Below are 17,878 nucleotides of genomic sequence, written 5' to 3'. Positions count from 1 at the left end.
CCCAGGTCGGCGCTCCGGATCAGCTGTGGCGCATCGTGTCGCTGAGGATCTGCTCGCGAAGGATCTCGGCGTGGCCGCAGTGCTGGGCCAGCTCGCGCAGCGTGTGGAGGTAGACCCAGCGCAGGGGCAGTGGGCCCCGGCGGTTGCCCCGGACGAGGTCGTCCAGCGTCAGCTTTTCCGTGGCTCGGCGGGACGCCGCGCACGCCTGCTGATGGGCACTCTGGATTGAGGCGACCGTGTCGTCGTCGTGGAGGTCGAACGACTCATCGGGCGTGTCGGGAATGCCGATCTCGCTGCGAGACCGGCAGGTGATCGCCTCGTCGAACCAGACCTTCTCGACGAACGTGGCGTGCTTGACCAGGCCGAGCAGCGTGGTCTTGGACGGGACCAGCGAGCGGCGCGCCTGTTCTTCGGTCAGCCCGTTGAGACTGTCGTGCAGCGCGGATCGATGCTCATCGAGGAAGATCTCGAACTGATCGCGGAACGCCGCGTGGAAGACGGTGGGTTCTGTCGTCGCCTGGAAGACCATGACCGCAACGATAGGTTGCTCGGCTTCTCGACGTGCGGGGACCTGAACAGGGGCCCGCACGCGCCGCGTCCCCTGGACGGAAGGGCCCGTCGGCTGCCCACTGGCAAAGGCTGACCGCGGGGTGTCAGTCAGCGCAGTGCGGCCTCGCTCTTCTGGACGGCACGTAGTGCGCGCTCGACCGTTTCCCCTTTCTGGCCGACCGGTGCCACGTGGTCGAGGACGCCGCGTGCGGTGTCCTCCCCGACTGGGACGTCAGGCAGCCGCCCGCCGTGGCGATGTTCCCCTCGGCGTGGAACGGAGTGTCCAGCACAGTGACGCTGTGGCTTCGACGAAGGGCCGGCTCGGACTTCCTCACGTCCCTTCAGCGCTGACCACGTGGAGAAGCGGCCGCCGCACTGGATCAAGGCCGCGTGCCCGCGTCTCTGGTCGGCCCGGTGCGTTCCAGGCTCGGTGGCGTCCAGTCGGCGTGGCGCAGGATGGCCTGGACGGTCGCGCGGGAGGGGGCCAGACGGAGGGCCGCGTTGCGCAGGGCGACGGCCAGCGGATGCGTCAGTTGCTGGCCCATCCGGCCGGCCCGGCGGGCGGCCCGGGCCACGGACTGGCTGCGGGGGCGGCGCTCGGCGTCGTATCGGGCCAGCGCCGAATCGACCGTGGGTTCGGTGGCGAGCGCGGCGGCCAGGGTGGCCGCGTCCTCCAGGGCCTGGCAGGCGCCCTGGCCGAGGTTCGGGGTCATGGCGTGGGCGGCGTCGCCGAGAAGGACCACCCGGCCTTCGACGAAGGCCGGCAAGGGCGTTGCCAGCTCGTGGATGTCATGGTGCAGGACGGCGTCCGGCCGGGTGGCGTCGAGCAACGCGGGGATCGGGTCGTGCCAGTCACCGAACCGCCGGCGCAGCGCGGCGAGGGCGTCCGGATGCCGTATGCCCGGGGGCGAGTTGAGCACAGCGTGCCACTCGGCCCGGCCGTCGGTGAAGGCGATGTGGCCGAACTCGGCTCCCTTCCCCCAGGTCAGTTCGAAGTCGGTGCGCAACGACACCGGATGCTCGGTGATGGCACGCAGGACCGTCGATCCGCTGTAGGCGGGGCCGGGCCGGCCGGGGAACAACTGTCCGCGCAGCCGGCTGTTCAGACCGTCGGCAGCCACGACCAGGTCGGCGTCCTGGACGCCGTCGGTGACCGGCACGCGGACCCGGCCGGGGCCTGAGCGGTCGACGGATGCCACTTCGGATCCGATGACCAGACACGAGGGAGGCAGCGCCGCACGCAGCAGGCGGTGCAGTACGGCTCGTGGGATACCGACGATCGGCGTGCCCAGCTCCCGTTCGAGCACGGCCCCGTCCATACGCGCCAGCCACCTGCCGTCGGGAGTGCGGGTACCACCGGTGTACTGGGGCCGGGCGGCCGCGCGTACCGCTTCGCCGACGCCGAGGACGTCCAGGGCGCGGATGCCGTTGGCGTGCAGGGAGATGCCCGCGCCCACGTCGGCCAGGACGCCATCGCGTTCGACGACCGTCACGTCCCAGCCGATCCGGCGCAGGCCGATCGCGGCGGCCAGCCCGCCGATGCCCGCCCCGACCACCACCGCACTGCCGCCCATGCCTGGCCCGCCCCCGTTCACTCTTCTTCTACAGGTGTAGAAGAAGAGTACTCCGACTCTCTACAGGTGTAGAAAGGAGGGGTGTCCACCGACCGACGCACCCTCCTCGCCGACGCGGCCATCGCCGTGCTCGCCGAGAGCGGGATACGAGGACTGACCCACCGTGCCGTGGACCGGGCGGCGAACCTGCCGCCCGGCACCACATCCGCCTACTACCGCACCCGCCAGGCACTGCTCACCGCACTGGTCCGGCGCCTGGTCGCACTCGACCAGACCGAACTCCAGGAGATCGGGGAGCAGACACCGATGCCGCAGCATGCCGAGGAACTGGTGGCCGGGATCGCCGGCTTCGTCGAGCGGCGGCTCACCGGAGACGGACGGCGGCGTTCCCTCGCGCGCTACGCGTGCGCCCTCGAGAGCGTGCGCCACCCCGAGTTGCGGGAGATCCTCGTGGCGCGCGAGAACGCGGGGCGGCAGGTCGTACGGGACTTCCTGGCCGCGCAAGGCCTCCCGGACCCCGAGGACCGTACGGTCACTCTGCTGACCTGCGTGGACGGGCTGGTCTTCGACCGCTTGGTGAGCGGCGGAGGAAAAGTGTCGGAACAGGAGATCCGGGGGCTGGTGATGACGGCGTTGCGATGAAACGCCCCGTACGGCCACGGGAAACCGGTCCCCGGGTACAGCGGGCTGCCCTTGACGCCGGAGCGCCCGAGGTTTACGAAGCGGATCGCTGCATGGCCCGGAAGTAGCCGAGCCGTCAGAAGGAAACCCCGTTACAAAGCGGTCATGAGCTTGTCATGCGCGAGCAGGAATGCCGGTCGAGAGCGGGCCGGTTGCCCCGGGTATGACCATCGGAGTAGCGCTTCCCCTTCACCACGAGATCGACGGCACCGTGCGGCTGGCGCGGGAAGCCCACGAAGCCGGATTACGTTCCGCGTGGTTCGGGCAGACCTTCGCCTACGACTCACCCACGCTGGCCGCGATCGTCGGCCGCGAGGTACCCGGGCTGCACGTGGGGACCTCCGCGATCCCCGTCTTCGGCCGCCATCCGCTCCTCATCTCAAGCCAGGCCCAGACCGCCCAGGCGGCGACCCGCGGCCGCTACCACCTCGGGCTCGCGCTCGGCACCAAGTACCTGACGGAGACCGGCTTCGGAATCCCGCACGAGCGCCCCATCCGCCTGCTCCGGGAATTCCTCACCGCCCTGCGCCAACTCGTCGAAACGGGCAGCGCCGACTTCCACGGAGAGCTGCTGACCGCCACCACCCCCTTGCCGGGCGCGGTGCCGGGTGCCGAACCGCCCGTGCCGCTGCTGGTCGCGGCCATGGCGCCGCAGGCGCTGCGCGTCTCCGGTGAACTCGCGGACGGCATCCTTCCGTACCTGGCCGGCCCGCGTGCCCTCGTCGAGCACATCGTCCCCGCCGTCACCGCCGCGGCCGAGGCGGCCGGCCGCCCCGCGCCCCGCATCGTGGCGTTCGTTCCCGGAGTGGTCACCGCCGACGCAGAGGGCGTGCGGGAGAAGGCGACCGAGGCGCTCGCGTTCTACGAGCGGTTTCCGTCCTACCAGCGCGTCATCGGACTGTCCGGTGGCACCCGGGCCGTCGACCAGGCCGTGATCGGGGACGAGGAGGCCGTCGCCGCCGAGGTCGCGCGATACCGGGAGGCCGGAGCGACGGAGGTGGTCTTCACCACGACGGACCTGGGTACCGAGGCCGACCGACGCCGCACCTGGAAGCTCCTCGGAGAGCTGGCGAACGGCTGAGGCACCGGGCAGGGGGAGGGGGAGGAGCCGGGGCAGATGCAGGCCCTCTTGACGTGGCGGGAAAGCCGCCTGACACTCCAGAGCAGAGATTCCTAGTGCATCGGTAGGAAATGATGGAGCGACTGGAGCCGCCCGCCGACCGCGCGTTGCGCGCGGGCCGGTGGTCCCTGCTCCTCACCTCCCGCCGGCACATCGATCTCCTGCGCGTCTGCAGCGCGGCGAGCCCCCTCCGCTGAACCGGCGGCGCCCACCGGCACCGCACCCCCGCCGCGCACGGGTATGCGCCGACGCCGCCGCGCACCCGTCCCCCCATGTGCGCCGCCTGCCCGCCGCATCCCCCAGAACCAGAAGCCGGACCCGGACCCAGGGAGACACATGCCCGCCGCACCCCTGACCACCGTCCCGTCCCTCCCCTCACCGCCGCCGTTCCGGGGCAGGATCGGCTGTGACGCCAACAGCGGCTACTACGCCGCGCCGCGCCGCTACCGCCTCCACCTCTCGCCGTCCTGCCCCCACTGTCTGCGGATCGCCATCACCCACAGCCTGCTCGGCCTGGAGGACACCCTCCCGGTCGTGCTGCTGCCGGCCCTCCCCGACCTGCCCGACGGCGGACACTCCGCCCTGAGCCCCCTGTACGAGGCCAGCTCGCACCGGCATCCCGGGCCGGCCCTCGCACCGGTGCTGAGCGACACCTGGACCGGGCGGATCGTCACCACCCACTCCTCCCACATCCTCCGGGACCTGGCCCGGCACTTCGGCGACGACGGCACCGACCGGCCCGTCCTCTACCCGCACGGCGCGGAGGAGGAGATAGAGGCCGTCGAACGTCTCTGTGACCACAACATCAACGAGGCCGCACAGCACGCCGGACAGGCCGACACCGACGCCACGGCGCGCCACACCGCCCTCAGCTCCCTCCTCCGGGTCCTGGGCTCGCTGGAGTGGCGCCTCGCCGACCAGGACTTCGTCCTCGGCGATGAACTGACCGCCGCCGACGTGCGGTTGTGGGTGGCCCTGGTCCAGCTCGACACCGTGCACCGGCTGCACCTGGACGCCGCCGCGGTCCACCGCATCGCCGACCATCCGCACCTGTGGACCTACGCCCGACGGCTTGCCGCCCACCCCGCCTTCGGCCGCCATCTCGACCTCGACGGCATCGCCCGCAGGCACCACGCCCATTGCCAGGGGCTGGAGGCCGCGGGGGCGGCGGTACAGATCCTCGACTGGGCCGTCCACATCGCGGAGGGGCCCGTTCGGCAGGGCCCGAACGGTTTCATGGAACCGCAATACGCCCTCCACCTTCGTCCGCCCAACTCCGCCTAATCTGCGACGACATGGGGCCCGCCATACCGGAACGTGGCGGGCTCCGTGCCCTCCTCGGGAGGGCTGGTGATCACATACGGCCGACCTGGAAGGCACCCTCTTCGTGTCCGCACCTCCCCCTCTTCACCTTGCCGTGGCGCTGGACGGCACGGGCTGGCACCCGGCGGCATGGCGTGAGCCGGGCGCCCGGCCCCACGACGTGTTCACCGCCGGTTACTGGGCCGGCCTCGTGTCGGAGGCCGAACGCGGCCTGCTCGACTTCGTGACGTTCGAGGACGCGCTCGGGCCGCAGTCGTCGCACCTCACAGAGCCGGACGGGCGCACCGACCAGCTACGGGGCCGGCTGGACGCCGTACTGGTCGCCGCCCGGGTCGCACCGCTGACCCGGCACATAGGGCTGGTGCCGACCGTGGTCGCCACGCACACCGAGCCGTTCCACATCTCCAAGGCGATCGCCACCCTGGACTACGTCAGCACCGGCCGCGCGGGCCTGCGCGTCCAGGTGTCGGCACGGCGGAACGAGGCCGCGCACTTCGGCCGCCGTGCCTTCCCGCCCCTCCGTGCCGAGGACTGGGACAGCCCGGCCGGCCGGGACCTGGTCACCGACCTCTTCGACGAGGCAGCCGACCACATCGAGGTGGTACGCCGCCTGTGGGACAGCTGGGAGGACGACGCGGAGATCCGCGACGTCGCCACCGGGCGCTTCATCGACCGGGACAAGCTGCACTACATCGACTTCGAGGGCAGGCACTTCAGCGTCAAGGGACCCTCCATCACCCCCCGGCCGCCGCAGGGGCAGCCCGTCGTCAGCGCGCTCGCGCACCAGAGCGTGCCGTATCAACTGGTGGGCCGTGCGGCCGACATCGGGTACGTCACGCCGCACGACACCGACCAGGCCCGGGCCGTCGTCGCCGAGATCCGTGCCGCCCAGGCCGAGGCGGGCCGGGCGGAGGAGCCGCTGCACATCTTCGGTGACCTGGTCGTGTTCCTGGACGACGACCCCACGGCGGCGGCGGACCGCAAGGCCCGGCTGGACGGCCTGGCCGGCTACCCGTACACCAGCGACGCCGAGATCTTCACCGGCACGTCCGGGCAGTTGGCGGACCTGCTGCTGGAGCGCCGCCGGGCCGGCCTGAGCGGCTTCCGGCTGCGCCCCGGAGTGATCGGCCACGACCTGGAGCAGGTCACCCGTGGTCTGGTACCCGAACTCCAACGCCGAGGCGCCTTCCGGCGCGCCTACGAGGCGGACACCCTGCGCGGGCTGCTCGGGCTCGCCCGCCCCGCCAACCGCTATGCCGCAGCCTGAAGCCGGAGGAGTTCTACGACCATGAGCGAACCGACCACCGGAACACCGGACACGAGCAGGGCGACGACGGGCAAGCCCGTGAAGCAGATCCATCTCGCGGCCCATTTCCCCGGCGTCAACAACACCACCGTATGGAGCGACCCACAGGCGGGCAGCCATATCGAGTTCAGCTCGTTCGCGCACTTCGCGCGGACCGCCGAACGCGCCAAGTTCGACTTCCTGTTCCTCGCCGAGGGGCTGCGGCTGCGCGAACAGGGCGGTCAGATCTACGACTTGGACGTGGTGGGGCGCCCCGACACCTTCACCGTCCTGACCGCCCTCGCCGCCGTCACCGAACACATCGGCCTCACCGGCACCATCAACTCCACCTTCAACGAGCCCTACGAGGTGGCCCGTCAGTTCGCCAGCCTGGACCACCTGTCGGCCGGACGCGCCGCCTGGAACGTCGTCACCTCCTGGGACGCCTTCACCGGCGAGAACTTCCGGCGCGGCGGCTTCCTCCCGCAGGAGGAGCGCTACTCCAGGGCCAAGGAGTTCCTGGCCACCGCCACGGAGTTGTTCGACTCCTGGCACGGCGACGAGATCGTCGCCGACCGGGAATCCGGCATCTTCCTGAAGGACGCGCAAGCCGGAGCCTTCGTCCACCGCGGGCAGCACTTCGACATAGCGGGCCGGTTCAACGTGCCGCGCAGCCCGCAGGGCCGCCCGGTGATCTTCCAGGCGGGCGACTCCGACGAGGGCCGTGAGTTCGCCGCCTCGAGCGCCGACGCCATCTTCAGCCGGCACAGCACCCTGGACGCCGGCCGGGAGTTCTACACCGACGTCAAGGGACGACTGGCCCGCCACGGCCGAGCCCACGACCAGCTGCTGATCCTTCCCGCGGCAACCTTCGTACTCGGCGACACCGACGCCGAGGCGCGGGAACTGGCGCACGAGGTACGACGCCAGCAGGTCAGCGGGCAGACCGCGATCAAGTACCTCGAACACGTCTGGAACCGGGACCTCTCCGGCTACGACCCGGACGGCCCGCTGCCCGACATCGACCCGGACCCCGGCGAGCACACCATCGCCCCCGGCCGGGCCAGCGTCCGCATGTTCCGCGACCCGATCGCCGTCGCCAGGCAGTGGCGCGAGCGCGCCGAGGCGGAGAACCTGTCGATCCGCGAGCTGGTCATCGAGACCACCGGCCGCCAGTCGTTCATCGGCTCCCCGGCCACCGTCGCCGAGACCATCAACGCCTTCGTCCAGGCGGACGCCGCCGACGGCTTCATCCTGGTCCCGCACATCACCCCGGGCGGCCTGGACGAGTTCGCCGACACCGTCGTCCCGCTGCTCCAGGAGCGCGGTGTGTTCCGCCACGACTACACGGGCACCACGCTCCGCGACCACCTCGGCCTGGCCCACCCCGACGGCCGGGCGGAGCCGGAGCTCCGGCGAGCGGCGTCATGAAGTCCCCCGACCGCTGAGGTCCGTGACCGTCCCTTCATGTGAGGATGTGCCAATGGCGTGTCCGAGGAGACCCGTGAGGCGGCCGGTCGGGCTCATGGCCGCGGCGATTGCGGCACTGGCCCTGACCGCATGCGGCGCGGGCGGCTCCGACGACGGGACACCCGCCGGGGCCTCCCGGGGCACCGGGGACCGCGAGACGACGTACCAGCGCGTCATCGAAGACCCTCACCCCCGCCCCGCCGACGTCATCGAGGCGGCCGGCGCACCCACCGGCGTGGTCCGCGCGGACGACGGCTCGCTGCTCCTGACGTACGACGCCGGCAACGTCGAGGACGACGAGGGGCCGGCCGCCACCGCCTGGCGCATCGTCGGCCCTGACGGCCGTACGGTCGCCGAGCACGCGGAACACACCAACGCGGAGGCGGCACCGGCCGTGTTCAAGGGAGTGCGCGGGGGCTTCGTCCGGGTGCCGCCGGGGGAGGGGGCCGAGGGAGCGTACGCCCTCGACGTCCGCGGCAAGCGGCACAAGGTCCTCGTCACCGAGACACCGCAGCGCACCCGCCCCGGCGACCTCCTGCTCGCCGAACTGGAGCCGACCCTCGTCTACCGCCCCGCCACGCGCACCGTGGCGCCCCCGGCCGGGGTGCCGGACGACGCCATCCGACTCGCCGTCGACGAGCGGGGCACGACCTGGAGCCTGATCCAACCCCTGACCGAGGACCCCGACCGCGTCGTACGGCAGCGCGACGGGCGCACCCTGGGCTCCACGGCCGTACCGAAGCGGTACGCAGGAGGCGTCCTCGCCGCACGGGGCGGCACCGCGGCGTTGTCCCTCACCCGGGGCGAGCGCGTACGCGGCCTGCTGATGACGACGGACGGCGGCGACCACTGGCAGACGGTCCTCGCCGCCGGCATTCCCTGGGCGGATCTGAAGCGTGGCCCCGAGTCGCTGGTCCTGGAGCTGCTCACGGACGGGCGGCTGCTCGTCGGCGAGGAAGGCGGCCGCTACTGGCTCGCCGCCGACCGCACCAACAGCTCCTTTCACGAGCTGAGGACACCGGCGACCTTCACGTCGCTCACCGTCGACGGCACGACGCTCTACGGCATCGCGGACGCGACGACGGCGACGTACGACCTGGTGGAGGGCGAAGGACTCTGGATCTCGCGCGACGGCGGACGCGAGTGGCGGCGCCCTGACCAACGCGGGTAGCGGCGGTCTCCGCGCCAGGCTCTCCTCCCGAACCGCTCACGCGTTTGGCGGCCCTTCGCGAGAAGCGACTGCCCGGAGCGGTCGAGGATTGACACGACATGCTGGGCGGACACCACCAGTGGCGACATCACCACCAGTTGGGGAGACCGGACCCGCATCCAGGTGACCTGGGTCGACCGGAGCTCCTTCCACAACGGCGCCCTCGCCGTCGCCGACCAGACCTGCGACGACCGCTCCGTCCACGCCACCCTCACCCTCCGGACCGGCTCCGGCGCCGTCCGCCGTCTGAGCGACAACCGCAACACCGACGGCTGCGGCACGACCGCCGACTCCCACAACATCGCCGCGACCGACACGAGCGGCATCAGAAGCCTCACGCTGACCCTGTGCCGCAGCGCGCCCGGAACACCCGACGAGTGCGAGACCGGGTACATCGCCGCGAACCCCTACTACGGCTCCTGATTTCGGGCCGGCGTAGGCGCCGAGGCGAAGTAGCCCACCTTTACCCGAGCGGCCCGCCGGTCGTCCGGCGGGCCGCTCGGGTTCGGTCGGGGCCGGAACGCCCCGACCGGACCTCACATGTGCACCACGGGCGCCGCGTCGGGATCCGTGGCCGGTACCCCACGCCGGTAGAGGATGACGCTGATGACCAGACCGGCGGCGAAGAAGACGGCCGACCACCAGTAGGCGGTGGAGTAGCCCTCAAGACCGGCCTGCGCCAGGACGGCGGGGTCCTTGGGGTTCAGGCCGGCCAGGTAGTCGGTGACGGCGCTGGTGGAGAGGGTGTTGAGCAGGGCCGTACCGAGGGAGCCGCCGACCTGCTGCATGGTGTTCACGGCGGCGGAGGCGACACCGGCGTCCTCGGTCTTCACCCCGGCCGTGGCCAGGCTCATGGCCGGGGCCATCACCAGGCCGAGGCCGAGTCCCGCCACGATCAGCGGGGGCAGGATGTCGGTGGCGTAGCCGCTGCCGAGGCCGAGACCGGTCAGCCACACCATGCCGGCCGCGGCGAGGCCCATGCCCAGCGGCACGACCGCCTTGGGGCCGACGCGGGGGATCAGCACGGTGGAGGCGAGCGTGGAGGACAGCATGAGCGCGCCGACCATCGGCAGGAAGGCCAGTCCGGTCTTGATGGGGGTGTAGCCCAGGCTCTGCTGCAGGTAGTAGGTGAGGAAGAGGAAGACACCGAACATGCCGGCGCCGGTGATCAGGATGGAGATGAAGGAGGCGCCGCGGTTGCGGTCGAGCAGGACACGCAGGGGCAGCAGGGGGTGGCTGGAGCGGGTCTGCCACCAGGTGAACGCGGCGAGCAGGACGGCGCCGGCGACCAGGAAGCCCCAGGTCCGCACGGAGCTCCAGTCGTGGCTCTCGGCGTTGGCGAAGCCGTAGACCAGGCAGAACAGGCCGCCGGAGACGAGGACGGCGCCGGGGATGTCGATGGTGGCGCTCCTGTCGCGGGTGGTGCGCTGGAGCAGGAGCATGCCGCCGACGAAGGCGGCAGCGGCGAAGACCAGGTTGACGTAGAGGGTCCACCGCCAGTCGAGGTGCTCGGTCAGGAAGCCGCCGAGGAGCAGGCCGATCGCCCCGCCCGCGCCGGCGATGGCGCCGTACACGCCGAAGGCCTTGGCGCGTTCCCTGGCGTCGGTGAAGGTCGTGGTCAGCAGGGACAGGGCGGCCGGGGCGAGCAGGGCACCGAACAGACCCTGCGCGGCACGCGCGACGATGAGCACCTCGAAGCTGCCCGCGGCGCCGCCGAGGGCGGAGGCTCCGGCGAAGCCGACCAGGCCGACCAGGAAGGTCATCTTCCGGCCGAACAGGTCGGCTATGCGTCCGCCGAGCAGCAGCAGGCTGCCGAAGGCGAGTGCGTAGGCGGTGACGACCCACTGCCGGTCCCCGTCGGAGAAGCCCAGGTCCTTCTGGGCCGAGGGAAGCGCGATGTTCACGATCGTCCCGTCCAGCACCACCATGAGCTGGGCCAGTCCGATGACGGCGAGAATCCACCAGCGATGAGGCGATGGCGGGCCGGCGGACGGAAGTGCGGACACGGTGGCCGCGCCGGCCGTGCCGGTGGAGGTCTTGGGCATGACGGAACTCCAGAGGATGCGGGGCAGGGGATCGGACGTCCGGTGGTGGTGCGGTGTGGGACGGCTGCGTCGACGGAGCTCGTCACGTGATCCGGCCGAGTGGCCTCGCGGACTGTCTGACACTCGTCAGATTAGTCTGAATCTGACAGGTGTCAAGTAAGGTGGTGGAGGGTCCCTAGGATGGCCCGGAGCACGAGCAGAGCAGCACAGGACGCACGCATGGAGGCAGTCGTGGGAGCAAGAGCCGAATCCGCTCGACGGCCGGGGCGCCCCGGCGCGGACACTCCCGCGGTTCCCGCGGAGGAGAGCATCCTGCGGCGCGGGCTCGAGGCCTTCGCCGAGCTGGGCTACGACCACGCCTCCGCGCGTGAGCTGGCCCGTCGCCTGGGCGTCAGCCACAACTTCATCAACGACCGGTACGGCTCCAAGGCGGCCTTCTGGCGTGCGGTGGTGGACCACGCGCTGGGAGCACAGCTCGCGCGCCTGCCGCAGGTGGACGACGCGGTCGACGACGCCGAGGCCCTGCGGCGGATCATCACCGGCTTCTACCGGACCGCCGTGGACGAGCCGTTGATCGGACGGCTCTTCGTCGGCGAGTTCACCCGGGACACCGAGCGGCTGGACTACCTGTACGAGCACTACATCGCGCCGATGCTGCAGCGCATGGCGCCCGGCATCGAGCGGCTGGTGACCGCGGGGCGGATGGCGCCCATCCCGATGGACGTGCTGTTCTTCGCGGTCGTCCCGCCCGTCTCGGGAATGGTGGAAGTCCCTCTGGCACGCCGCCTCGGCCGGCCCGAACCCGCCTCGCCGGAACAGCTCACGGCCACGGCGGAGGCACTGGCGACGCTGGTGGTCAACGGCCTGCTGGCGTCGGGACCAGCGACATGATTTGACGCCACGATGCCGGGGCGGGAGGCGCCGCACTCGCGCTTCCCGCCCTCCCCTGTGACACCCCGTGGGCCCCTCAGCCCGCGTCGTACCAGGCCCTCAGTCCTGGTCGTAGGTGTGGAACCCCCGCCCGGTCTTCCGGCCGAGCAGCCCCGCCTCCACCATCCGCTGGAGCAGCGGGGGAGGGGCGTGCAGGGGGTCCCTGAACTCGTCGTAGAGGGATTCGGCGATCGAGGCGACCGTGTCGAGGCCGATCAGGTCCGCGAGCTTCAGCGGGCCCATCGGGTGGGCGCAGCCCAGTTCCATGCCGCTGTCGATGTCGGAGGCCGTGGCGAAGCCGGACTCCGCCATGCGGACGGCCGAGAGCAGATACGGGATCAGCAGGGCGTTGACGACGAACCCGGCCCTGTCCCGGGAGTGGATGACCGTCTTGCCGAGCACCTCGGCCGCGAAGTCCCGCACGACGGTGGCTGTCCGGGACGAGGTGTGCAGGGAGGTCACGACCTCGACCAGCGGCAGCACGGGTACGGGGTTGAAGAAGTGCAGGCCCACGACCCGGTCCGCGCGGCCGGTCGCCATGCCGAGCCGCATGACGGGCAGGGAGGAGGTGTTGGTGGCCAGCACCGCCTCGGGATCGTCGACGACCTTGTCGAGGGCGGCGAAGACCTCGGTCTTGGCGCCCGGGTTCTCCACGACGGCCTCGACGACCAACTGCCGGTCGGCGAGATCCTCCAGGCTGCCGGTGAACGTCAGACGGGCGAGCGCGTCCCGGGCGGCCGGCTCCTCCAGCTTGCCGCGCCGGACCGCCCGGTCGAGCGATGCCGTCACCCGTTCCCGGGCGGCGCGGGCCGCCATCGCGTCCACTTCGCAGACCGTGGTGTCGAGGCCGGCCCGGGCGCACACCTCGGCGATGCCGGCGCCCATCTGTCCGCCGCCGACCACTCCGACGCGCCGGATCCCGCCGCTCATGCCCCGGCCTCCGTCCGCTTCACCAGGTGCCGCGTGTACGCGTCCGGGGTGAAGAACAGCGGCAACTCGCCCGTCAGCGCGGTCCGTTCGAAGAGGGCGCGGATGTCGTCGACGGGTGCCCACGGGTACTCGGCGCCCAGCGCGGCGACCTCGTCGTCGAGCAGGCGCAGCACCGTCTCCCGGTCGATGACGCGGTGCCGCAGCCACTGCCAGATCTGCACCCGGGCGATCTCGGCGGTCGCCGCGTCCTCCATCAGGCCGTACAGCGCGACGGCGCCCTGTCCGCGCAGCCAGGCGGCGAAGTAGCGCAGGGCGACGGCGAGGTTGGTGCGGACGCCCTCGGCGGTCGGCGGTCCGCTGATCCGGCGCACCGACAGCAGGTCCGCCGGAGTGACCTCCACATCGTCGCGCGTGCGGTCGAGCTGGTGGGGGCGTTCGCCGAGGACGTCGTCGAAGACCTCCCGGCAGACGGGGATCAGCCCGGGGTGGGCGACCCAGGAGCCGTCGAAGCCGTCCTCCGCCTCACGTTCCTTGTCGAGGCGGACCTTGGCGAGGGCGGCCTCGTTCGCGGCCGGGTCATTGCCGGGGACCTGGGCGGCTATGCCGCCGATGGCGTGGGCACCGCGCCGGTGGCAGGTGCGCACGAGCAGCTCGGTGTAGGCCCGCATGAAGGGCGCGGTCATCGTGACCTGGGCCCGGTCCGGCAGCAGGAAGTCGGTGCGGTGGCCGAACGTCTTGATCAGGCTGAACAGATAGTCCCAGCGGCCCGCGTTCAACCCCGCGCTGTGCTCGCGCAGTTCGTGGAGGATCTCCTCCATCTCGAAGGCGGCGGTGATCGTCTCGATGAGAACGGTGGCGCGGACGGTGCCCCGGGGGATGCCGAGCAGATCCTGGGCCAAGACGAAGACGTCGTTCCAGAGGCGGGCCTCGTAGCGGTTCTCCAGCTTCGGCAGGTAGAAGTACGGGCCGTGACCGGCGTCGATCTGCCGCTGGGCGCAGTGGAAGAAGTACAGCCCGAAGTCCACGAGGGCGGCGGTTACGGGCCGGCCGTCGAACTCCAGGTGCTCCTCGTCGAGGTGCCAGCCACGGGGGCGGACGACGATGGTGGCGAGCTGTTCGCGGCCCTTGAGCCGGTACTCCTTGCCCTCGGGGGTGGTGAAGTCGATCCGGCGCTCGATGGCGTCGAGCAGATTGAGCTGGCCGCCGACGATGTTGCCCCACGTGGGGGAGGTGGCGTCCTCGAAGTCCGCCAGCCAGACCTGGGCACCGGAGTTCAGGGCGTTGACCGTCATACGGCGCTCTGGTGGGCCGGTGATCTCCACCCGCCGGTCGGCCAGGCCGGGCGCGGGCGGCGCGACCCGCCAGGCCGGGTCCGTGCGGACGGCGGAGGTGACCAGGGGGAACTCGAGCGGGGAGCCGCTCGCCAGGCGCAGGGCCTGCCGGCGGCGCTCCTTCAGCAGCGACCGCCGGCGCTCGCCGAAGGCCGCGGCCAGGTGGCCGACGAAGTCGAGGGCGGCGGGCGTGAGGATCTCGTGGTGCCGGTCGCCCGGAGCCGCGAGAACGCGGACGTGGTGGGTCAGTGCGCTGGTGGACATGGGTGCTCCTGAGGGAGGGAGGAGAGCGGGGGTCGCACCGGGACGGTGGCACGACCCCCACTCGGCCGGGGGGACCGGACGGCGTCCTCGAGGACGGCCTAGTGGAACTGCTCCTCTTCCGTGGAACCGGACAACGCGGTCGTGGAGGAGGCGGGGTTGACGGCGGTGGAGACCAGGTCGAAGTAGCCGGTGCCGACCTCGCGCTGGTGCCTGACGGCGGTGAACCCCTGCGCCTGCGCGGCGAACTCCCGCTCCTGGAGGTCGACATAGGCGGTCATGCCGTGCTCGGCGTAGCCGCGGGCGAGGTCGAACATGCCGTGGTTGAGGGAGTGGAAGCCGGCCAGGGTGATGAACTGGAACTTGTAGCCCATGGCACCCAGTTCGCGCTGGAACTTGGCGATCTGGTCGTCGTCCAGCGCGGCCTTCCAGTTGAAGGACGGCGAGCAGTTGTACGCCAGCATCCGGTCCGGGTACCGGGCGTGGATCGCCTCGGCGAACTCGCGGGCCTGGGCGAGGTCCGGGGTGCCGGTCTCGACCCAGATGAGGTCGGCGTAGGGGGCGTAGGCCAGGCCGCGGGCGATGACCGGCGCCATGCCGTTGCGGACCCGGTAGAAGCCCTCCGCCGTGCGCTCACCCGTCACGAACTCGGCGTCGCGCTCGTCGACATCGCTGGTGAGCAGGTTCGCGGCGAGCGCGTCGGTGCGGGCGATGATCACCGTGGGCGTATCGGCGAGGTCGGCAGCGAGCCGGGCGGCGTTCAGGGTGCGGATGTGCTGGGAGGTCGGCACGAGGACCTTGCCGCCGAGGTGACCGCACTTCTTCTCCGAGGCGAGCTGGTCCTCGTAGTGGATGCCGGCCGCGCCGGCGGCGATCATCGCCTTGGTCAGCTCGAAGGCGTTCAGCGGACCGCCGAACCCGGCCTCCGCGTCGGCCACGATCGGGGCGAGCCAGTCGGTCGTGTCGCCGGCGTCCTCGGCGGTGGCGATCTGGTCGGCGCGCAGCAGCGCGTTGTTGATCCGACGCACCACCTGGGGCACGGAGTTGGCCGGGTACAGGCTCTGGTCGGGGTAGGTGTGGCCGGCCTGGTTGGCGTCGGCGGCGACCTGCCAGCCGGAGAGGTAGATGGCCTGGAGCCCGGCCTTGACCTGCTGCACGGCCTGGCCGCCGGTGAGGGCGCCGAGGGCGTGGACGTAGTCCCGCTCGTGCAGCCGGCGCCACAGCCGCTCGGCGCCGCGCCGGGCCAGGGTCTGCTCCTCCCGGACACTGCCGGACAGTCGTACGACGTCCTCGGCGGTGTAGGTGCGCTCGATGCCCTGCCACCGGGGATCGGTGGCCCAGCGCCGCGCGAGTTCCTCGGCCGCCTGCGTCCTCGCCTCTGCCATGACTGTCACCGTCTCCTCGGTATGTACGGGGTGCCAACCCTCGCCTCGTCGCTGCGCGGGATGGCACTGTGTGTCTCTGTCTGGAGTGCGGCCCGCCTGCCTGCCGTGGGGCGGAGCTGAGCAATGCTTGCCCGGAAGCGCTGTCTGCTGCCGGGATCTCCGACGTCAGGGCATGGATCGTGCCCGGTGCAGAGCCTGCGTTGCCGGAGGTCCGGCGGGCCGCACTGAGACTCTGGCAGTGGCACTCAGTGCCATCAAGGGTGGACGAGTGCCAACTTCTGCGAATCTTCGCGGGTGTGTTTGCCAACTTTGCGAAGGGTCGCTACGGCTCTCTGTCGCGTACGCTGACGGACGTCTCAGGGGAGGGCGGAGCAAGGTGGGCAAGATCTACGCGGGCGCGCGGCTGCGGCGGCTGCGCGAGGAGCGCCGGATGAGCCAGGCGGAACTGGCCCGCGTGCTGGCGATCTCGCCCAGCTATCTGAACCAGATGGAGCACGACTCCCGGCCCCTCACCGTCCCGGTCCTGCTGAAGCTGACCGAAGCCTTCGGCGTCGACCCGGGCTTCTTCTCCGAGCGGGACACGAGCCGGCTGCTGGCGGATCTGCGCGAGACGCTGTCGGGTGAGATCGCCGAGGCCCGGGTGTCCCCGAACGACCTCGCCGAACTGGCCTCCCGGATGCCCGAGGTCGCCCAGGTCCTGCTCGACCTCGGCCGCCGCAACCAGCGGTTGTCCGAGCGGCTCGCCGGAGCCGCGGACGGCCGCTCCGGGGGCCAGGGCGTGGCGTCCTCACCCCACGAGGAGATCCGGGACTTCTTCTACCGCCGCCAGAACTACCTGCACGAGACCGACCTCGCGGCCGAACACCTCGCCGGGGAGATCGGCATCCGGCCCGGCGAGGTCGTCCGGGCCCTGACCGCCAGACTCGCCGACGGCCACGGCGTCCGCCTGGCCGCCACCACCGGCGACCGGCTGCACCATTACGACGAAGCCGCCCGCACCCTCCACCTGTCGGCCCGCCTCCGCCCGGGACAGCGGGCGTTCCGGATGGCCATCCAGCTCGCCCTGCTCGCCTACGGCGACGAACTCGACCGCCATGCCGCCGAGGACTTCCCGGCCGGTTCCCCCACCCACGCCCTGGCCCGGATCGGCATCGCCAACTACTTCGCCGCCGCCCTGATCCTCCCCTACACCGCCTTCCACACGGCGGCCGAGGAGTTCCGCTACGACATCGAACGCCTCACCGACCGCTACGGCCTCGGCTACGAGACGGTCTGCCACCGGCTGAGCACCCTGCAACGGCCCCGGCTGCGCGGGGTGCCCTTCTCGTTCGTCCGCGTGGACCGGGCCGGGAACATGTCCAAGCGGCAGTCGGCCACGGGGTTCCACTTCTCCAGGGCCGGGGGCACCTGCCCGCTGTGGAACGTCTACGAGGCGTTCGCCGCCCCCGGCCGCATCCACGTCCAGATCGCCGAAATGCCCGACGGACAGCGGTACTTGTGGACGGCCCGGGCGGTCACCCGGCACCGCGGCGGCTGGGGCGAACCCGGCAAGACCTTCGCCATCGGCCTCGGCTGCGAGATCCGCCACGCCCAGCGGGTCGTCTACTCCGACGGCCTCGACCTCGCCAACGCCTCGGCCGCCACTCCCATCGGCATGGGCTGCCGCGTCTGCGAACGCCTCGAATGCCCCCAACGCGCGGTGCCGCCCCTGGGCCGCGCCCTGCGGATCGACCAGAACAGCAGCACGTTCGTGCCGTATCCGGTGGCGGGTCCGCCGATGTGAC

The 17,878-nt window shown here is 71.6% G+C and carries 16 protein-coding genes and 1 pseudogene; 10 read left to right on the top strand and 7 right to left on the bottom strand.

What is annotated here, in order from left to right:
- Positions 1-19: 19 nt before the first annotated feature.
- The 3 genes and pseudogenes from OHU35_RS03640 to OHU35_RS03630 all read right to left on the bottom strand — a co-directional run bounded on the left by OHU35_RS03640 (position 20) and on the right by OHU35_RS03630 (position 2,123).
- Complete coding sequence (locus tag OHU35_RS03640) at positions 20-529, bottom strand: DinB family protein (protein ID WP_189725069.1); 510 nt, start codon at positions 527-529, stop codon at positions 20-22.
- Positions 530-657: 128 nt separating this feature from the next.
- A pseudogene (locus OHU35_RS03635) lies at positions 658-871 on the bottom strand (AraC family transcriptional regulator); the annotation flags it as partial.
- Positions 872-929: 58 nt separating this feature from the next.
- Entirely contained in the window at positions 930-2,123 is a 1,194-nt protein-coding gene (locus tag OHU35_RS03630; protein ID WP_405504592.1) for an FAD-dependent monooxygenase, read from the bottom strand.
- 81 nt (positions 2,124-2,204) lie between these two features.
- Between OHU35_RS03630 and OHU35_RS03625 the strand changes: the two genes are divergently transcribed.
- The 8 genes from OHU35_RS03625 (at position 2,205) to OHU35_RS03590 (ending at position 9,635) form a co-directional block, all read left to right on the top strand.
- Positions 2,205-2,765, top strand: a complete 561-nt coding sequence (locus tag OHU35_RS03625; protein WP_189725071.1) for a TetR/AcrR family transcriptional regulator — start codon at positions 2,205-2,207, stop codon at positions 2,763-2,765.
- A 202-nt stretch (positions 2,766-2,967) separates the two neighbouring features.
- Positions 2,968-3,885 carry an LLM class F420-dependent oxidoreductase gene (locus OHU35_RS03620; RefSeq protein WP_189725072.1) on the top strand — a complete coding sequence of 306 codons (918 nt, stop codon included), beginning with the start codon at positions 2,968-2,970 and terminating at the stop codon, positions 3,883-3,885.
- Between the two features lie 110 nt (positions 3,886-3,995).
- Entirely contained in the window at positions 3,996-4,121 is a 126-nt protein-coding gene (locus tag OHU35_RS03615) for a hypothetical protein (RefSeq protein WP_267944210.1), read from the top strand.
- 139 nt (positions 4,122-4,260) lie between these two features.
- Positions 4,261-5,208, top strand: a complete 948-nt coding sequence (locus OHU35_RS03610; protein ID WP_189725073.1) for a glutathione S-transferase C-terminal domain-containing protein — start codon at positions 4,261-4,263, stop codon at positions 5,206-5,208.
- A gap of 103 nt (positions 5,209-5,311) precedes the next feature.
- Entirely contained in the window at positions 5,312-6,514 is a 1,203-nt protein-coding gene (locus OHU35_RS03605; protein ID WP_189725074.1) for an LLM class flavin-dependent oxidoreductase, read from the top strand.
- A 21-nt stretch (positions 6,515-6,535) separates the two neighbouring features.
- Positions 6,536-7,963, top strand: coding sequence for an NtaA/DmoA family FMN-dependent monooxygenase (locus OHU35_RS03600; protein ID WP_189725075.1), 1,428 nt, complete (start codon positions 6,536-6,538; stop codon positions 7,961-7,963).
- 94 nt (positions 7,964-8,057) lie between these two features.
- The gene (locus tag OHU35_RS03595) at positions 8,058-9,173 is read left to right on the top strand and encodes a hypothetical protein (RefSeq protein WP_229873002.1); all 1,116 of its coding nucleotides are present in this window, start codon (positions 8,058-8,060) and stop codon (positions 9,171-9,173) included.
- A 162-nt stretch (positions 9,174-9,335) separates the two neighbouring features.
- Entirely contained in the window at positions 9,336-9,635 is a 300-nt protein-coding gene (locus OHU35_RS03590) for a hypothetical protein (RefSeq protein ID WP_405504588.1), read from the top strand.
- Between the two features lie 113 nt (positions 9,636-9,748).
- Here the strand turns inward: OHU35_RS03590 and OHU35_RS03585 are convergent, their stop codons facing one another.
- Entirely contained in the window at positions 9,749-11,257 is a 1,509-nt protein-coding gene (locus OHU35_RS03585) for an MFS transporter (protein ID WP_405504586.1), read from the bottom strand.
- Between the two features lie 219 nt (positions 11,258-11,476).
- On the opposite strand from OHU35_RS03585, the gene OHU35_RS03580 reads away from it, so the two are divergent.
- Positions 11,477-12,148, top strand: a complete 672-nt coding sequence (locus OHU35_RS03580; RefSeq protein WP_359895664.1) for a TetR/AcrR family transcriptional regulator — start codon at positions 11,477-11,479, stop codon at positions 12,146-12,148.
- Between the two features lie 99 nt (positions 12,149-12,247).
- Here the strand turns inward: OHU35_RS03580 and OHU35_RS03575 are convergent, their stop codons facing one another.
- The 3 genes from OHU35_RS03575 to aceA form a co-directional block, all read right to left on the bottom strand.
- Positions 12,248-13,117: a 3-hydroxybutyryl-CoA dehydrogenase gene (locus tag OHU35_RS03575; protein ID WP_405504584.1), complete on the bottom strand. Its 870-nt coding sequence runs from the start codon at positions 13,115-13,117 to the stop codon at positions 12,248-12,250.
- The gene (aceB, locus tag OHU35_RS03570) at positions 13,114-14,712 is read right to left on the bottom strand and encodes a malate synthase A (RefSeq protein WP_405504582.1); all 1,599 of its coding nucleotides are present in this window, start codon (positions 14,710-14,712) and stop codon (positions 13,114-13,116) included. The genes OHU35_RS03575 and aceB overlap by 4 nt, the downstream gene beginning before the upstream one ends.
- 98 nt (positions 14,713-14,810) lie before the next feature.
- Positions 14,811-16,094, bottom strand: coding sequence for an isocitrate lyase (aceA, locus tag OHU35_RS03565; RefSeq protein ID WP_189725082.1), 1,284 nt, complete (start codon positions 16,092-16,094; stop codon positions 14,811-14,813).
- Positions 16,095-16,470: 376 nt separating this feature from the next.
- Here aceA and OHU35_RS03560 point away from each other — a divergent pair, with 376 nt between their 5' ends.
- Positions 16,471-17,877 carry a short-chain fatty acyl-CoA regulator family protein gene (locus OHU35_RS03560; protein ID WP_405504579.1) on the top strand — a complete coding sequence of 469 codons (1,407 nt, stop codon included), beginning with the start codon at positions 16,471-16,473 and terminating at the stop codon, positions 17,875-17,877.
- Position 17,878 lies beyond the last annotated feature (1 nt).

It is taken from the genome of Streptomyces purpurascens (assembly GCF_045040895.1).
Classification (GTDB): domain Bacteria; phylum Actinomycetota; class Actinomycetes; order Streptomycetales; family Streptomycetaceae; genus Streptomyces; species Streptomyces purpurascens.
Note: the sequence above shows the minus strand (reverse complement) of the source record. Positions and strands in the feature narration are given on the sequence as shown.